The sequence below is a fragment of the uncultured Pseudoteredinibacter sp. genome (assembly GCF_947502065.1).
Lineage (GTDB): Bacteria > Pseudomonadota > Gammaproteobacteria > Pseudomonadales > Cellvibrionaceae > Pseudoteredinibacter.
The window spans coordinates 15,615-32,906 of record NZ_CANMYE010000001.1; the positions used below are offsets into that span (position 1 = coordinate 15,615).

13 protein-coding genes and 1 tRNA gene are annotated in these 17,292 nt (G+C 46.9%); 9 read left to right on the plus strand and 5 right to left on the minus strand.

What is annotated here, in order from left to right; translation table 11 throughout:
* Positions 1–27 precede the first annotated feature (27 nt).
* Positions 28–336 carry a UrcA family protein gene (locus Q1A41_RS00095; RefSeq protein ID WP_299775560.1) on the plus strand — a complete coding sequence of 103 codons (309 nt, stop codon included), beginning with the start codon at positions 28–30 and terminating at the stop codon, positions 334–336.
* A gap of 111 nt (positions 337–447) precedes the next feature.
* On the opposite strand, the gene Q1A41_RS00100 is transcribed toward Q1A41_RS00095, so the two are convergent.
* Positions 448–1,851 carry a PLP-dependent aminotransferase family protein gene (locus Q1A41_RS00100; RefSeq protein ID WP_299972958.1) on the minus strand — a complete coding sequence of 468 codons (1,404 nt, stop codon included), beginning with the start codon at positions 1,849–1,851 and terminating at the stop codon, positions 448–450.
* A 149-nt stretch (positions 1,852–2,000) separates the two neighbouring features.
* Here Q1A41_RS00100 and ccoG point away from each other — a divergent pair, with 149 nt between their 5' ends.
* Positions 2,001–3,431 (plus strand): cytochrome c oxidase accessory protein CcoG, encoded by a 1,431-nt coding sequence (ccoG, locus tag Q1A41_RS00105; RefSeq protein ID WP_299972960.1) that lies wholly within the window; start codon positions 2,001–2,003, stop codon positions 3,429–3,431.
* 103 nt (positions 3,432–3,534) lie between these two features.
* Here ccoG and Q1A41_RS00110 read toward each other — a convergent pair whose 3' ends face one another.
* On the minus strand, positions 3,535–4,827 hold the full coding sequence (locus Q1A41_RS00110) for a serine hydrolase domain-containing protein (RefSeq protein WP_299972963.1): 1,293 nt from the start codon (positions 4,825–4,827) through the stop codon (positions 3,535–3,537).
* Between the two features lie 204 nt (positions 4,828–5,031).
* Between Q1A41_RS00110 and nhaD the strand changes: the two genes are divergently transcribed.
* Positions 5,032–6,417, plus strand: a complete 1,386-nt coding sequence (gene nhaD / locus Q1A41_RS00115; protein WP_299976121.1) for a sodium:proton antiporter NhaD — start codon at positions 5,032–5,034, stop codon at positions 6,415–6,417.
* 38 nt (positions 6,418–6,455) lie between these two features.
* Here the strand turns inward: nhaD and Q1A41_RS00120 are convergent, their stop codons facing one another.
* A complete protein-coding gene (locus Q1A41_RS00120; RefSeq protein WP_299972966.1) occupies positions 6,456–7,535 on the minus strand; it encodes a substrate-binding domain-containing protein in 1,080 nt (359 codons plus the stop codon).
* 157 nt (positions 7,536–7,692) lie between these two features.
* On the opposite strand from Q1A41_RS00120, the gene Q1A41_RS00125 reads away from it, so the two are divergent.
* From Q1A41_RS00125 to Q1A41_RS00145, 5 genes are read left to right on the plus strand one after another with little or no spacing between them, the layout of a single operon-like run.
* Positions 7,693–8,163: an NAD(P)H-dependent oxidoreductase subunit E gene (locus Q1A41_RS00125; RefSeq protein ID WP_299972969.1), complete on the plus strand. Its 471-nt coding sequence runs from the start codon at positions 7,693–7,695 to the stop codon at positions 8,161–8,163.
* On the plus strand, positions 8,153–9,712 hold the full coding sequence (locus tag Q1A41_RS00130) for an NADH-ubiquinone oxidoreductase-F iron-sulfur binding region domain-containing protein (RefSeq protein WP_299972972.1): 1,560 nt from the start codon (positions 8,153–8,155) through the stop codon (positions 9,710–9,712). Before Q1A41_RS00125 ends, Q1A41_RS00130 begins: the two co-directional genes overlap by 11 nt.
* A 1-nt stretch (position 9,713) precedes the next feature.
* Positions 9,714–12,551, plus strand: coding sequence for a formate dehydrogenase subunit alpha (gene fdhF / locus Q1A41_RS00135; RefSeq protein WP_299972975.1), 2,838 nt, complete (start codon positions 9,714–9,716; stop codon positions 12,549–12,551).
* Positions 12,548–13,342 carry a formate dehydrogenase accessory sulfurtransferase FdhD gene (gene fdhD, locus Q1A41_RS00140; RefSeq protein WP_299972978.1) on the plus strand — a complete coding sequence of 265 codons (795 nt, stop codon included), beginning with the start codon at positions 12,548–12,550 and terminating at the stop codon, positions 13,340–13,342. Before fdhF ends, fdhD begins: the two co-directional genes overlap by 4 nt.
* Positions 13,335–13,544: a formate dehydrogenase subunit delta gene (locus tag Q1A41_RS00145; protein WP_299972983.1), complete on the plus strand. Its 210-nt coding sequence runs from the start codon at positions 13,335–13,337 to the stop codon at positions 13,542–13,544. Before fdhD ends, Q1A41_RS00145 begins: the two co-directional genes overlap by 8 nt.
* A 280-nt stretch (positions 13,545–13,824) precedes the next feature.
* Here the strand turns inward: Q1A41_RS00145 and Q1A41_RS00150 are convergent.
* Positions 13,825–13,911: transfer RNA gene (locus Q1A41_RS00150), tRNA-Leu, on the minus strand.
* A 195-nt stretch (positions 13,912–14,106) separates the two neighbouring features.
* Here Q1A41_RS00150 and Q1A41_RS00155 point away from each other — a divergent pair.
* On the plus strand, positions 14,107–14,634 hold the full coding sequence (locus Q1A41_RS00155; protein ID WP_299972985.1) for a PepSY-associated TM helix domain-containing protein: 528 nt from the start codon (positions 14,107–14,109) through the stop codon (positions 14,632–14,634).
* Between the two features lie 427 nt (positions 14,635–15,061).
* Here the strand turns inward: Q1A41_RS00155 and Q1A41_RS00160 are convergent, their stop codons facing one another.
* Positions 15,062–17,161, minus strand: a complete 2,100-nt coding sequence (locus tag Q1A41_RS00160) for a TonB-dependent receptor (protein WP_299972988.1) — start codon at positions 17,159–17,161, stop codon at positions 15,062–15,064.
* Between the last annotated feature and the right edge of the window lie 131 nt (positions 17,162–17,292).

Here is a 17,292-nt window from a genome sequence, read left to right on the forward strand (position 1 = left end):
CATAGCAACGTTTAAAAGGTAATCGGCATGAATAGCAATAGCAAAAAAATCACTCTCGTTTCAGCGTCAATAATGGCTCTTTTTATGGCAGGCAGTGCCCAAGCCATTGTCGGCAAAAGTACGAGTGAAGAGATCGTCAGTTTCTCGGACTTAAACTTATCGAAGGTGGAAGGGCAGAAAACTCTGCAGCGTCGTCTTGAAGCCAGTGCAAAGAAGGTTTGCCAGGTTGATCAAGCGATAAATACCCGTTCGATTAGTCGTATAGCAGACAGTAAACGCTGTTATCGTGAGTCTGTAGAGCTGGCGATGAAGAAGGTAAAATTGGCCAAGCGTTAATTTACTGGCCAAAGCTTTACACTGGAGCCGCGACATTGTCGCGGCTCCAGTGTTTTCAGCCCTCAAGCCTATCTTGATTTAGCCCACTGTTTCCAATTCTAAATTGCTCTCTTAGTAGTTAGCGTTAACCATAGCGGCCAAGCTTTTAAAGGCTTTTATTCTATTTTCTGTCCATGGGTGTGCATAACTCAGGCGTAAGTTATTGCGGTAGTTATCCTGTGCTGTGAATAAGCGTCCGGGGGTTAATACTATGCCTTGCTCTAGCGCCTGCTCATATAAGGTCAGCGTATCAATGTGTTTGGGAAGTTCTATCCAAGCAGCTAGGCCACCACTGGCCTGGCTGCAGCGGGTTTCTTCGGGCAAATAATCTTGTATTAAATGGCGCATTTCCTGATAGCGCTCTTGATATTGGGAGCGCTTGCGACGCAAATGCTTATCTAAGCCGCCTTCGGCAATATAGAAGCTCAAACCTTGCTGACTTAGTTGTGGTACTGCAAGGCTAGTGGCCAGTTTGGCTTTAATGACTTCCTGCTGATAACGTCCAGTGGCTAGCCAGCCTAGGCGTAAATCTCGAGATAAGTTTTTAGAAAAAGAAGAGCACTGTAAAACAATGCCATCTTGATCATAGGAATATAGGCTACGCGGACGCTGCTGCCCAAAGTACAATTCGCCGTATATATCATCTTCGATAAGTGCAAAGTCATGTTGCTTGGCAATGTTGAGGAGTTCTTGCTTGGCTTCTTCGGGCATGCTGGCACCGGTTGGTGTGGCAAAGCAGGGCGAGCAGATAAGCGCCTTAATAGGCCAATGTTGTGTGGCCAGGCGCAGGGCGTCGATACTTAAACCTTCATTGGCCGAGCAGGGCAGTTCTAGCGCTTTTAACCCTAAAGTTTCGATAAGTTGCAAGCTGCCATAAAAGCCCGGAGATTCCACCGCGACAACATCACCCGGGCGAGTCGTCGCCAATAACGCTAACAACAATGCATGCTGGCAGCCATTGCTGATGATAATTTCATCCTCGTGAGCCTTGGCGCCGCCGTGGGCCATCAGTTGTTGGATCTGTTTGCGTAGAGCGGGTAGCCCCAGTGGCTCATCGTAATATAAATACTGGGCACTGCTTTGTTGGCGCTGGGCTCTCCCTAGGCAACGCTGTAATTTTTTATTGCTAGGTTCGCTGTCATGGCCTGGGTACAGATCAAAGGCCGCGCCTCTTTGCATAATGCCCATTAGAATCTGCCCTTGATCTAGAGTTCTGGCATCAACTTTGGGGCTACTAATCGCGGGGCTGGCCAGTTGTTGCTGGCTTTGGCAAACATAAAAGCCTGAGCGGGTTCGCGCCTGCACTAAGCCGTCTGCCTCCAGCCGCTCATAAGCACTTAATACTGTAGCTTTTGAGAGCTGCTCGGTTTGGGCTAAGTGGCGTATCGATGGCATTTTCTCGCCTGCCGCTAACTGCCCACTTTCTATTTGTTGGCGTAATTCACGCTCGAGTTTTAGGTATAAATAGTCATTCATGGTCAAAGTGGTACAGTTTAAAAATAAATGATAGGTACAGTTGTAATATTTGAAATTCTGTACCTCATTATAAACATTTTTGTGCATCTGTACCTATAAGCCTTGCATCTCTAGACTGCTGCCCCATAACCGTGACAGAGATCGCCCTGATGCCTACAAATTCTAAACCAGAAAAAATCCCTCTAGTGTCCTTGGATGTCGCACCCCCCGAGGGGCAGCAGTATAAGGAGCTCTATGAGGGCCACCGAGTTTATGTGCGTAAAACCCAAGGTGTGTTTCAACGCTTGCGTCGCAATATCGCTGTGCCTTTAATGTTGGCGTTTTTCTTATTGCCATGGTTACAGATTGATGATCACCAAGCGGTATTTTTGGATGTCATCGAGCAAAAATTCTATGTGTTGTGGTGGGTGTTTTGGCCGCAAGATACGATCTTATTGGCGAGCCTTTTGATTATTGCGGCCTTTGCCCTGTTCGCAGTAACAGTATGGGCAGGAAGAGTGTGGTGTGGCTTTACTTGCCCACAAACCATATGGACCTCGATTTTTATATGGATTGAGGATTTCTGTGAGGGCGATCGCAACCGACGAATTCGCCTAGATGCCGCACCTTGGTCATTGGAGAAGATCCGCAAAAAAGCCAGCAAGCATATTTTATGGGGCTTGGTGGCCGTTGCTACCGGCACCACTTTTATCGCCTATTTCTATGGCATGGTCCCGCTTGTTAAAGATTTGGCAACTGCTCAGATCTCTTTAGAAAGCTTTTTGTGGACGCTATTGTTTGTTGTGCTCACCTATCTAAATGCGGGCTATATGCGAGAGCAGGTGTGTAAGCATATGTGCCCTTATTCGCGCTTCCAATCGGTAATGTATGATCAAACTACCTTAATGGTGAGCTATGACGAGAAGCGCGGTGATCCTCGCGGCCCACGAAAAGCACGCAGCGATTACAAAAAAGATGGCCTGGGTGCGTGTATCGATTGTGATTGGTGTGTGCAGGTTTGCCCAGCAGATATCGATATTCGTGATGGCTGGCAAGCCGAGTGTATTAACTGCGGCTTGTGTATTGATGCTTGCGACAATGTGATGGAGCGCATGGGCTATCAGAAGGGCTTGATTCGTTTTGCTTCTGCCCTAGATCTAGGCGGTTTTTGGCAGCGCTTTAAACAGCCACGTATGTTGGGTTATAGCCTCTGCTTGGTATTAATGTCCGGCTTGTTTCTTAACAACCTTGGTGGCCGCGAGCCATTATCCATTGATGTTATTCGTGACCGTGGGGTGCACTTATATCGTGAGCGCAATGGTCAGATAGAAAACGTCTACACCGTAAAGCTTAATAATATGTCGGATCGCCCGATGGAAGTGCAGCTAGGCTTAGCGGCCAAACAAGGTTTTAGCTTATCTGGCCGTCGTAAGCATTATTTGGAAGCTGGCGAGGTTTTCACTGTGCCGCTACGCATTAGCATTCCGGCAGAAGGTTTGGCTAAGAGTAACTATCAAATTGCTATTTCGGCGACTCATAGTGGCAATGCTGAGGCTAAGATCGAGCAAAAGGTTGCGTTTATTGCGCCAGTTAAAAGTTAGCAGTTTAGCTGTTTTGAATTGTTGTATTTTAGATATCTAACTTTTAAATCAGATCTAAAAATCCCGAGCACAGCTTGGGATTTTTAAGTTGATTTTTCAATTACTAGGGAGCTTCGATAAGTGGGTAAATCTCTTTAATTAACCACTTTTCTAAAGCAACCCAGCCGTCCTCAACTTGCATCATAGCTGTTACCTCTAATTCATTCTCAGGGTCAGCCCAAAATATCGTGCCGCCCATGCCGCCCCAGAAGAAGCTGCCTTGTGCTCGGTCGTCACCGGCAATCTCTTTGATTCCTACACCATAGCCAAAGCCTGTTCCTTGGTAGACCCTTGGCATAAAGTGGGTGTCTAGTCCGGTGGTATGGCTGCTCAACATCAATTCGATACTCTTCTTTGATAGCAACTGCTTACCCTGGAACTCACCTTTGTTAGCGAGCATGCTAACAAAATGGCTGTAGTCCTCTGCGCTTGAAATTAGTCCGCCACCGCTAGATAGCAGCTTTGGTTTCTTGAGATAGGGACTATCCTTGGCTCGTTCGCTTAGGAATATTTTTTCTTGGTTGAATACATAAGCCGCTTCAAAGGTACCTGCATCATATTCATACATATCGACAAGGCGATGTTGATTATCTTGCGTCACATAGAATGCCGTGTCTTTCATTGTTAAGGGTTGAAAAATATATTTTTGAAAGTAGACATCAAGTTTTAAGCCGCTTACGCGCTCGATAATGGCACCTTGAATATCACTGGCAATGCTGTATTCAAATTTCTCGCCAGGAGGAAACTTTAGATCGATCCCGGATAAGTCATCGACAAGATCGTCCAAGCTATTACGACGGCTAAGTGGATTGGCAATTAAGTAGCGAATATCTACCCAGTTTTTTAATCCTCCGCCATAGCCAAAGCCTGCAGTATGGGAAAGCAGCTGATGAACGTTAACGCTATAAACTTTGCCATCAATTTCGAAGGGTTCGAACTCTGGTAGATATTTTCGTATATCGTCGTTCAGTGAAATAAGCCCTCTATCTAATAGCTGTAACATAGCCACAGCGGTGATGGGCTTGCTCATAGAATAGATGCGAAATATGGCATCTTTGCTCATAGGCTGTTCTTTAGAAATGTTGACTTTGCCATGAGCTTGGTAATGGATAAGCTCACCGCGGTGTTTCACCTTCAACACTAGACCTGGTAGCTGATGCTTCTCTAGAAACCTCTCAATATTCTGAGACAGTTCAGCATTGCGAGCATCCTGTACGAAGGTTGATTGTTGTTTTTCGGGAAGGTGTGCCTTGGCCGATGGTTCTTCGGCAGCAGTACTGGTAGATATTACGACCCAAAACATATTGATAAGTAGGGGGAGAAGTTTGGCACTTTTTGAAGGGCTTAGCAGGCTCATGGGCTTGGCTCCTAGGTTTCTGAGAATATGTATCTAAGGTAGCGCCCTAAAGGTCAAAGTTAGGTGAAATTATCGCGATAAATTGAGCTGGCCCTTATCGCTTACTGATTTACATCAAGAGTGTATGGCTTGGAACAAGACACAATGCCTGCCCTGTAAACCAAGTGCTTTAATCATTACAAAAGGAAAACGATTTTGCTTCGAGTGATAAGTGTACTGCTGCTGTTGTTGCCCGGCTTGGCTCTGGCTTCAGAAAGCCCAGGTCAGTTAATGGATCTTACCCAGCATTGGGTTGGCTATGCGGCTATCGCCGTATTTATAGTGGCCTATACCTTGGTGATATTCGAAGAACAGCTGCATATGCGCAAGTCCAAGCCTGTGCTATTAGCGGCTGGAGTGATATGGGTGATGGTAGCCATGGTTTACCGCCACCATGGTGACTCCCATCTGGTCGAATCGGCCATTCGACACAATTTTTTAGAATTTACCGAGCTGTTCTTTTTCCTTCTAGTGGCAATGACCTATATAAACGCCATGTTGGAGCGTGGGGTATTCGAAGCCTTGCGAGCTTGGTTGGTATTAAAAGGTTTCAGCTATAAGGCGCTATTTTGGTTGACGGGTGCCTTATCTTTTGTGATCTCCCCAGTGGCCGACAACCTAACAACGGCTCTGATAATGTGTGCCGTTATATTGGTAGTGGGCGAGGGTAAGCCGAGCTTCGTATCGATTGCTTGTATTAATGTGGTGGTGGCGGCAAATGCCGGAGGTGCCTTTAGTCCCTTTGGAGATATCACTACCTTGATGGTTTGGCAAAAGGGCATTATTGAGTTCTTCGAATTCTTCGCCCTATTTGTGCCTTCATTGGTGAATTTCCTTGTGCCCGCTTTGATCATGCAGTTCGCACTACCGAGCGGAAAGCCACCTGCTGGCGATCATGAAGATGTCAGTATGAAGCATGGTGCATTGGTCATCGTCGGCTTATTTTTGCTGACCATTGTTACCGCGGTGAGCTTTCATAACTTCCTACATATTCCACCCGTGTTTGGCATGATGGCAGGCTTGGCCTATTTAAAACTTTACGGTTATTCCCTACGCCGCCGCTCTTTAAGTTGGCACAGTGGCAGTGAAAATCCTCCCGGATCCCACGATGATCCCTTTAATTTTGATGTGTTCGAAAAGATCGCCAAAGCAGAGTGGGATACGCTGTTCTTCTTTTATGGTGTGATCTTGGCGGTAGGTGGCCTTGGCTTTATTGGTTATCTGAGCTTAGCTTCTGGTTTTTCCTACGGCGAGCTAGGCCCTACCACATCCAATATTCTAGTTGGCTTCTTATCGGCAATTGTGGATAACATTCCAGTGATGTTTGCTGTGCTTACCATGAACCCTGAAATGTCCCATACCCAATGGCTCTTGGTGACATTAACGGCAGGTGTTGGTGGCAGTATGCTGTCTATTGGCTCGGCCGCTGGTGTGGCTTTAATGGGGCAAGCTAGAGGGCAATATACTTTCTTTGGTCATTTAAAATGGACGCCGGTGATTGCTTTAGGGTATGGGGCGAGTATTTGGGTGCATTTTTTAGTGAATGGCTGACAGATCGTGAGGGTCAGAACCCATGGGTTCTGACCCCGTTAGGTCCAGGACGCTATTTCGGAGAATTCGATGTCTTCGCCGCAGGCCGTTGGGCTGTAGCCAGATAGTGCTTTAATTGCTTCTTGTATATCCGTTGTGCAAAGCTGCTGTTGAAATTGGTTTATTGTGTGCAGATTCAGAGCGTCTTTTTTATAGGCAAACAAGTATTCTTCTCGACATAGCGCGATAAAGTCTAAACCAAATTGCCGAGCGGCTTGCTCAACCCCAAAGCCTGCGCCTGCCATGCCAGCTGCAATATGGGCCGCTACGGCTGAGTGGGTAAACTCCTCGCTGGTGTAGCCATTGATATGATCTGGCGAGAGATTCTGTTGTTGTAAAAATTGATCCAGTAAAAAACGTGTGCCGGAATTGTGCTGGCGGTTCACAAATTTTACTGATTGAAGGCTCAGGTCTTGCAAGCTTGAAATTTCATGAGGGTTTCCGGCAGCTAGAATCAAGCCTTGTTTTCTTTGGATAAAGCGTATTAAGCCGTATTCATATTCATTTAAGTAGTGATCAAAGGCGTGGATGCGCTGCAACCCGCTGCCATTTTCCGGGACATGAAAACCTGCCAAATCACATTCGTCGGCAGCTAGAGAGCGTAAGGCATCTTCGGCGCTGGTAAAGCGCAATTTTAGAGACGGTGATTGAATATGTTCGGTAAGTAATGCCACCGCATAGCCATGGCTGGCATTAATGCGCAGTGGAGCACCGTCATCCTGCTTCAAGTCCCGTAGCTGGAGATTAATCTCACTTATTATATTTTCTAATTCGGGCTCGATTTTGGCATCGACTCGCTTTTTTGCCCAGAGCAGTTTTTCACCAAAGCTGCTTAGCTTAGCCCCTTTTCCTTTTTGTAACTCAACTAATGCAACACCAAAAAAAGCTTCCCATTGTTGAAGTTGATTCCAGGCGTGGCGGTATGACATGCCTGTCATCTTGGCGGCTGCGGTTAGCTTCCCGCTTTCTTCAACAGCTTGAAGTAAGGCGAACATATGGTTGCCAAGGCTCTGGCCAGAGCCATCGCTGAATATCCACTGGGCCTCCAGAGTTAGTTTGTCATATGTACTTTTATTCATATTTTTGCGTTCTTCTAGCAGTGTTAAAGTTATATTTTAAACATTATAAGTATAAATATATGTAATTTAATTCATATTTTGTTCTGCTGTTTGCAATATAGATATTGTTTGACAGTGAAAAGAGCCGTATGAGCAATTCGAGACGCCTGAAAACACCATGAATGACCCTATAAAAAGTCGCTTGCTTGAGCTGGCTGCGAACTTTAAAGATGAACTTGGCGGTGTAATGCCGCTATTGCATCAAGTTCAGAAACAGTTTGGTTACATCCCAGAGTCCTGTGCAGTGACTGTGGCCCCGCTTTTTCGCTTATCGACGGCTGAAGTTGAAGGGGTAATCAGTTTCTATCATCAGTTTAAGCGTGAGCCCCAGGGCAAGCATCGTATTCAAATCTGTCGAGCAGAAGCCTGTCAGGCAAATGGTTGTCGAGAATTGGAAGCTTTTAGCAAAGAATATTTACAACTTGAATATGGCCAAACTAGTGCTGATGGCTTGCTGAGCTTGGACAGTGTCTATTGTTTAGGGCTTTGCAGTCATGGACCTGCCGTTCGTGTTGATGACGATCTATTCGTGGAAGTTGGCGCCGAAAAATTACAAAGTATCGTCGAGGGGCTGAATGATGGCCGTTAATATTTACGTTCCGGCTGATAGCCTATCGATTGCTCTTGGGGCTGATGATGTTGCCAAAAGAATCGCTGAGAAAATTACAAAAAAAGCAAAGCAGTGTTCATCTAGCAATTTCAATATTACCCGTAATGGTACGCGGGGCTTGTTTTGGTTAGAAACCTTAGTTGAAGTTGAGATTGATGGTTGTCGTGTAGCTTATGGTCCAGTGCGCCCAGCCGATGTTGATGATAGCTTTGTAGAGGCGTTGTGCTCGGGATCTGATCACCGTTTATCTGTTGGACTCACCGAAGAAATCCCCGAGCTTAAATGTCAGCAGCGTTTGAGCTTTGCGCGTCTTGGCTTAAATGACCCATTGGATATTACGGCCTATCAAGATTGTGGTGGCTTTGCAGGCTTGCGCCAAGCCATACAATACAGCCCGCAGGAGATTGTTGATGAAGTGCAATCGTCAGGCTTACGCGGACGAGGAGGGGCGGCATTTCCTACCGCGATTAAATGGCAAACGGTTCTCGACTGCCAAGCGGATCAAAAGTATATCGTGTGCAATGCTGATGAAGGTGACTCTGGAACTTTTGCTGACCGTTTAATGATGGAGGCTGATCCCTTTTGCCTAATCGAAGGGATGATTATTGCGGGCTTGGCTGTTGGTGCCGATCAAGGGTTTATATATTTACGCTCTGAGTATCCGCGAGCGGCTGATCAGCTTTTATCTGCAATTGCCATTGCTATAGAGAAAAATTTTCTTGGTAAAAATATTCTAGGCTCAGGGCGAGATTTTAAACTGCAGCTGCGAATCGGGGCTGAAGCTTATATTTGTGGGGAGGAAACCTCTCTATTAAGAAGTTTGGAAGGCAAGCGCGGAATGGTCTCCGCAAAGCCGCCTATCCCGGCTATTAGCGGGCTGATGGGGCAGCCGACCATTGTAAATAATGTGATTACCTTGGCGAGTATCCCGATTATTTTGGCAAAGGGCGGGGCCTTCTACGCGAACTATGGCCAAGGGCGCTCTAAAGGCACATTGGCTTTTCAGTTGGCCGGTAATGTTAAGCGTGGTGGCCTTTATGAGTTTGCTTTTGGAATGAGTTTAAGGGAGCTGCTGACAATTGCTGGGGGATGTAAAAATGGCAAGCTGCACGCGGTACAAGTTGGTGGTCCATTGGGGGCCTATCTTCCAGAAAGCTTGTGGGATACCCCGCTGGATTATGAAGCCTTTATGGCAATAGAGGCTGGGGTCGGACATGGCGGTATTGTTTTATTCAACGATGAAGTTGACTTGGCCCAGCAGGCTCGTTTTGCCATGGAGTTCTGTGCAGCGGAATCTTGCGGAAAGTGCACGCCTTGTCGAATTGGCTCAACACGCGGTGTTGAGGTGATCGATCGTATTATTGCTAGCGACTCAGCACAGGAGAATAAACAACAAATCGAATTACTGGATGATCTTTGCGAAACCATGGAGCTAGGTTCCCTTTGTGCAATGGGGGGAATGACAGTTATTCCTGTACGCAGTGCTTTAAAACACTTTGGCGAAGATTTTAAGGTGGGGGCTAAGTAAAATGATTCAAATATTTGATCCTGTTAAAGATCTAGGTACCCCTAAGCCTATTAGTGACAACTTGATACGCTTGACTATCGATGGCAAAGATATTGAGGTGGCTGAGGGTAGTTCAATTATGCGGGCCGCCTTAGAAAACCAATTGTTTATTCCCAAACTGTGCGCCACTGATAGCTTGGAATCCTATGGCAGTTGCCGTATTTGTGCGGTTGATATCGAGGGCGCGCGAGGTACACCTGCCGCTTGCACTACGCCAGTTGCGGAGGGCATGGTGGTTAACACCCAGAGCCCTCGCCTTGAAAAGTTACGTCGTAATATTCTGGAGCTTTATATCTCTGATCACCCTCTCGATTGTCTGGCTTGCAGTGCGAACGGAGAGTGTGAGCTGCAGGATATGGCCGCCGCAGTAGGGCTGCGCGAAGTGCGTTATGGTTTTGAAGGTGAGAACCATCTTCAGGCGGAAAAAGATCAATCCAACCCTTATTTTGATTTTGAACCCAGTAAGTGCATTGTCTGTAGCCGCTGTGTGCGAGCCTGTGAAGAAACCCAAGGCACCTTTGCTTTGACCTTAAGTGGGCGAGGCTTTGATTCAAAAGTCAGTGCGGCTGACGATAATATTTTAGCTTCAGATTGTGTCTCTTGTGGTGCCTGTGTGCAAGCATGCCCAACCGCGAGCCTTATGGAAAAACCATATGCTGAAGGGCAGTTTGGTAATCGAACTGTAAAAACCACTTGTGCTTACTGCGGCGTGGGATGTGGTTTCGAAGTTGATTTAAATGGTCAGCAGCCCCTACGTATGCGCCCCGATAAAAATAGTCAATCTAATCATGGTCACGCTTGCGTTAAAGGACGATTTGCTTTTGCTTATGTGAATCATGCAGATCGAGTTAAGCAACCTCTAATTCGTGACAGTATCGACGAGCCTTGGCGAGAAGTGAACTGGGAGGAGGCTATTGGTTTTGCGGCCAATAAACTGAAAGCTGTACAAAAAGATTATGGTCGTGAATCCATTGGCGCGATTACTTCATCGCGTTGTACCAACGAAGAGACCTATCTTGTTCAAAAGCTCGTGCGAGCGGCCTTTGGAAATAATAATACCGATACTTGCGCTAGGGTTTGTCATTCACCAACCGGTTATGGCTTAAAAACAACACTCGGTGAATCGGCGGGTACTCAAACTTTTGATTCAGTGTTAAAGGCCGATTTAATTCTAGTGATTGGCGCTAACCCTACCGATGCTCACCCAGTTTTTGGCTCTTTGCTGAGAAAGCGCTTGCGACAAGGTGCTGATCTTATTGTGGCTGATCCACGAGAAATCGACTTATTGAAAACAGCGCATAGCAAAGCGCCTTTGCACTTGCCTTTATTGCCAGGCAGTAATGTAGCACTGATCAATGCTTTGGCTTATACCGTAATAGAAGAAGGTTTAGAAGACGAGCTATTTATTGCAGAGCGATGTCAGGACGATAGCTATCAAAAATGGCGCGACTTTATTAGTGATGAGCGCCATAGCCCCGAAAATATGGCAAGTTTCACCGGTGTGGACGCGAAGGATATTCGCCAAGCGGCTAGACAGTATGCCAAGGCTAAAAACGCCGCTATTTATTATGGCTTAGGTGTGACCGAACACAGCCAGGGCTCCAGCATGGTGATGGGCATTGCTAACTTGGCCTTGGCCACTGGAAATATTGGCCGAGAAGGTGTGGGTATTAATCCTTTGCGCGGGCAAAATAATGTGCAGGGCTCATGTGATATGGGCTCATTCCCCCATGAGTATCCAGGTTACCAGCATGTGAGTGATGCTAAAGTGCAGGCCAAGTTTTCAGCGGCTTGGGGCTGCGAATTGGACCCAGAGCCGGGTTTGCGTATACCCAATATGTTTGATGCTGCTATCGCGGGCCAGTTTAAAGGCTTGTATTGCCAGGGTGAGGATATTGCACAGTCTGATCCAAACACAAAACATGTGGAAGAAGCTTTACGTTCTCTAGATTGCCTTATCGTGCAAGATATCTTTATGAATGAAACCTCGCGCTTCGCGCATGTGCTTTTACCAGGTAGTTCTTTTTTGGAAAAAGATGGCACCTTTACCAATGCCGAGCGCCGCATTAATCGAGTACGTAAAGCGATAGAGTCGCTCGCCGGTAAAGCCGATTGGGAAACCACCATGGCGTTAAGCAATGCTTTGGGTTACCCAATGAATTATTCACACCCTAGTGAAATCATGGATGAAATTGCCAGCCTAACCCCAAGTTTTGCTGGGCTAAACTATGAGCTGTTAGAGCAGCAGGGGAGTGTTCAATGGCCCTGTAATGAGCAATACCCGCTGGGCACAGACATTATGCATAGAGACAGCTTCCCCATCGGGAAAGCGCGCTTTGCGATTACCGAATTTATCCCGACTGAAGAAAAAGTTAATCGGCGCTTTCCCCTTCTATTGACCACGGGGCGTGTGTTAACTCAATACAATGTAGGTGCACAAACACGTCGAACTCCCAATCAAACTTGGCATGATGAAGATATCTTAGAGTTGCACCCATTCGATGCGGAACAGCGTGGACTAAAAGATGGCGATAGGGTAATGCTAAGAAGTAGAGTAGGGCAGACTAGCCTAATTGCTAAAGTGTCTGATCGTATGCAAGCCGGAGTGGTGTATACCACTTTTCATCATCCAATAAGTGGTGCCAATGTGGTAACTACGGAGAATTCCGATTGGGCAACCAATTGCCCAGAGTACAAGGTGACTGCTGTGCAAGTTGAGAAATCAATGTCGGAAACTCAGTGGCAAAAAGAACTGCGTCGAGAGAAGGCAGAAGTTCAAGTTGTTAGGGTATTGCAATGAAGCCCAGCGCTGATATTAAAGGTGTTGTAAGTCGTCAGACCGTTTTGCAGCCCGCTGCGAAACAAGAAACTGAACTGGTAGCCGAAGAGTGTGCAATCGCTTTGGTGTACAACGGTATTTCACATGCGGTATTGATGGCCAGTCCTATTGATTTAAAAGATTTGGCCTTAGGCTTTAGTTTGAGCGAGGCCATTATTGAAAGCCCTAAGCAGTTTTACGGTTGTGAGTTAGAAGAGCATGCCGAGGGTATAGAGTTACAAATCGCCATTAGCAATCAGGCGATGAGCCGCTTAAAACAGCGCCGGCGTTTTTTGATGGGCACTAGTGGTTGTGGCCTTTGTGGTATCGATTCTTTGACAAGTATGCAGCGCGATCTTCCTTGCTTGGATAGAAAAAGCGCGCCTTCTAACGAATCTATTGAAAAAGCGTTGATGCATTTGAATGCTGCTCAAAGAATACGTCAGGCAACAGGTGCTACCCACTGCGCTGCTGCCTTTGATGAACTAGGGGAATTACTTTTTTTAAGGGAAGATATTGGCCGTCACAATGCGCTTGATAAACTGATTGGTGCCCATTTGAGTTTAGAGGCTGACGTTGGTTTTTATTTAGTATCGAGTAGGGCCAGTTATGAAATGGTGGCAAAAACTGTCAGTGCTGGAGTTTTAAATTTAGTCTGCGTCTCGGCACCGACCAGTATGGCCATCACCACCGCCGAGCAGTCAGGATTAAACTTGATTGCCTTTGCCCGCCCAGACCGTTACCGAATTTACTCAGGGTTTAATAGTGAATAACGAAAAACTGATAAGTATGGCCAAGCAGATCTCAGCTAATCAGGCCAGTACAGATCCACAAGATGCCGCAATTCAATTGGCCGAACATATTAATAAGTTCTGGGCCTTGAGCATGCGAAAGGATTTTGTAGAGTCAATTGAGCAAGCTTCAATAATCGATGGGGTCGATCAAATTGCTTTGGCAGATAAGATTCGGATTTAGCGAGGCAATACTTGTGAGTTTTACCAGCTCAAGTCCCCGGGGAATACGCAATGCTTTTGTAGAGTTTGGGCGGTAATAACATGGGGAATTAAATGGTACCGGAGGCCGGAATTAATTGGACTAGCCTAACGGCTATTCCAACCCCTTCGGGGCTTCGTCGCTATCGCTCCTCGTTCAAACTTTGCTTTGGGCAAAGTTTGTGAACCTTGCCGGCTCAAGTCCCTGGGGAATACGCAATTCTATTCTAGAATTTTGGCGGTAATAACATTGGGGAATTAAATGGTACCGGAGGCCGGACTTGAACCGGCACGCTATCGCTAGCATCGGATTTTGAATCCGACGTGTCTACCAATTTCACCACTCCGGCACAGAGGGCGAACGCGGGTGCGTTGCTGAAAGAGGGCGTGATTATAACAGTGACTTTTATGCCGTCAAGTATTTATTTTAATTGGTTTTTTAAAGTGCTTGCTGCTGTCGTTTGAACTGCTACCATGGCCAGCCCTCTAAGAGCTAGGCGAGCCTTAGGGGCTGTAATCCGGTAGTCATTCGAGTAGATCAAGTTATGAGCGCCAAGTCGCACCGTTTAAATCGTAAAATTCATTTCTGGGGAGCTATTATTTGCGCTCTACCGGTTTTGATTATGATTGGCTCCGGGGTATTGCTGCTGCTTAAGAAGGAAAGTGATTGGATTCAGCCGCCTACGATTAAAGGTAATAAGGGTGAGCCTACTCTGGCCTATGTGGATATATTGGCTAAGGCTCAAGCTGAACCTTTATTGGAAGTTGAGAGCTGGCAGGATATTAAGCGATTAGACGTTCGCCCTAGTAAGGGAGTGATAAAGCTGCAGAGCCGCAATGGCTATGAAATGCAGCTGGATCAACAAAGTGGAGAGGTCTTGCATATCGATTTTCGGCGTTCCGATGTAATTGAGGCGATTCATGACGGCAGTTTCTTTCATGATGCCGCTAAGTTGGGCTTATTCTTGCCGGCATCGATTATCTTATTTGCCCTTTGGGTAACTGGGATGTATCTCTTTATTATTACCTTGCAGGCTAGGGCGCGGAAGCGGCGTCGGATAGGTAAGCAGTAGCTTAAACATATCGGTTTCGAGTTGGGGTCAGAACCCATGGGTTCTGACCCCGTTTGGTAAAAGCGTGGTATTTCGGCGATTGGAGGCTTTCTTAGTTTCCTCCTTCTTTAAGTTCTTTGGGCCAATTTCATCACTGTATTTTGAATGTGGGAGCTTTGGTCTTGCCGGATAGTCTGGTGGGTGCTTAAGGTTCTCGGCTTCGAAGTGGGGTCAGAACCCTTGGGTTCTGACCCCGTTTGGTAGAAGTGTGGTGTTTCAGCTGTTGTGGGCTTTCTTAGTTTGTTCTTTCTTTAAGTCTTTTTGGCAGATTTTATAAGTGCATTTTGAGTGTAGGAGCTTTGGTCGTTCCGGAAGTTTGATGGGGCTTAAGGCTCTTGGCCTCGAAGTGGGGTCAGAACCCATGGGTTCTGACCCCGTTTTTTGGGGCTTACCAGCTTAGGTCGATACCGATGCTGATGCCTCGGCCGGGTTCGTTGATGCCGGAGCCGTGGCTGCGGTAGGCTTCGTCGCTGATATTATTTAGATCCAGATACCAATGCCCCTTAGCCTTTAAAAAAGTCTGGCGGAGTTTATGGCTGCTGCGAAGGTTGATTGTCGTGTAAGCCGCAGTGCCACCCGGTGGAATGCGTTCATCATCCTCCAAATCGGCAGGGCTTAAGTGATCGGCTTTGGCGCTGTGGCGTATCTCCAATTCTATTTGGTGACCTGGGACTTGCCATTGCACGGCAAGTAATCCGCTTAAGGGCATACTGCGGCTAAAATATTGATCACTTTCAAAATTTGGCAAGCTTTGTTCGCCCTGCACAAAGCTGCTATTCCCTTTAAGCGACCAGTTTGAGTTTAGGCGCCAGAGCCAGCTAGCCTCAAAACCATGCATAAATCCACTGGAGCTATTGGCTTTGCTCACCTCTATTAAGCCATCAACTATACGTCCTGTGGGTGTGCTAGTGATGTAGTCTTCAATATCCGTGTAAAAGGCATTCAGTTGCCACATTAGGCCGCTATCACTGGCAAGGTTTGACCAACGTAAGGCCGCTTCTGTGGTAAGAAAATGTTCAGGGGCTAGATTCAATGCCGCGATTTCTGTTTCGTTACTGCGGCTTTTTCCGAAACGACTTAAATCGGCAATGTTGGGTGCGCGAAAAGCTTGGCTTATTCCTAACCAGGCTTGCCATGAGCTGCTGATGGGTTGCCACAGCAGTTTTATGCTACTGGAGGTGTTGTTCCAATCTTGATCGTAACTGGCGGCATTACCACTGCTCGGATCTTCAAAGCGGCCGATATAGGCGCTAACCCAGGTATAGCGACTGCCCAGTTGCCACTGCCAGTTGTCGCTGATGTCGTAATGCCATTGGGCATAAATGCCGCCTTGGCTAAAGCGGCTATCGTCACCAATAGGGCCTTGGATTCTTTCAATAAATGAATTGCCTTGCTGGTCGAGCTCCTTGCGGCGGCTATCAACAAGATCGCGATAGATATCTAAACCATAGGTAAAACGGTGAGCGCCTAGCTGGCTATGCAGTTGAATATCTAGGCCGCTCATTCGTGAATCAAAGCTTTCTATGATCCACTCACCATTACTTTTTTGTCGTTCGCCAAACTCTAGCCATTGCTGATTTGACAGTGTGATCTCGGCTCTTTGCAACCAATTTATTTCGGGCTTGCCAATAAGTTTTACATAGCCAAAGCGGCGTTGCTGATCTTTACTGCGATGTAAGTCATTGCCAACACTGGTGCCAGCAAAGCTTTTAGCGAATACTGTTGAGTGTGTGCGCCAAACATCATCCTGTTTAAGGTTTTGGTAAAGCGCTTGTAGCTGCCAGTGGTTATTGAGTTGTTTTAGATATTTAAAATCATAGCTTTTTTCTTGGTAGCCGCTGGTAGCTAGTTTGCCTAAATCGGCCGCTTCAATATCGCCAAAATTTTTATAACTAAAGCCCGCTAATAAGCCCCAGTCTTCACCTCGTCCAATATCCAGTTGAGTGCGGCTGCGTAAACTGTGTTCGGCGCTATTCCAGTGCAGTTGCTGGCCTAAGGTGGCGCTAAACCCATCGGCTTTAAAACGGCTTGGCTCTTTGCTGTGTAAATTTAAGGTGCCGCCTATGGCATCGCTGCCATACAGCACAGAGGCGGGGCCATTTATAAGCTCTAAGCCGGATAAGCTTTGGCCATCTATCAATCCAAAATATTCGCTAGGGCCGTCGCGGTAGACCGAGTTGTTGTAGCGCACCCCATCTATCAAGGCCAGCGTGCGATAACCCGTAAAGCCACGAATAAACGGCGAGCCATGGCCGTTTGCTGTCTTTTGTACGCTAACACCGGGCAATCCTGCGAGGGATTCTGGCAGGGTGCGGCTTTGCTTAAGTGATTCCTCACTTACGCTGTAGCTCGCATAGGGCAGATCTTCCAGTAAAGCTTGCTGGCGGGCCGCAGTAACTAACACTTCTTCAATAAGTGGCTCAGCGTGGGAAGAACTGGCTGCTATCGCTGCAAGGAGCAGGCTAAGCAGCTGGGGGCGTTGACGCATAAAACTCTTGTGCTGGTTCGGGGTAAAAGTCTGAAGCCTGCTATTTTAAAGGCTTCTGGCGAGCGAGGGATATAGCCCTGCTGGCGTTTCGGCCCGGCACTATAACGCTTTGTAGACAAAAGTACATGGAT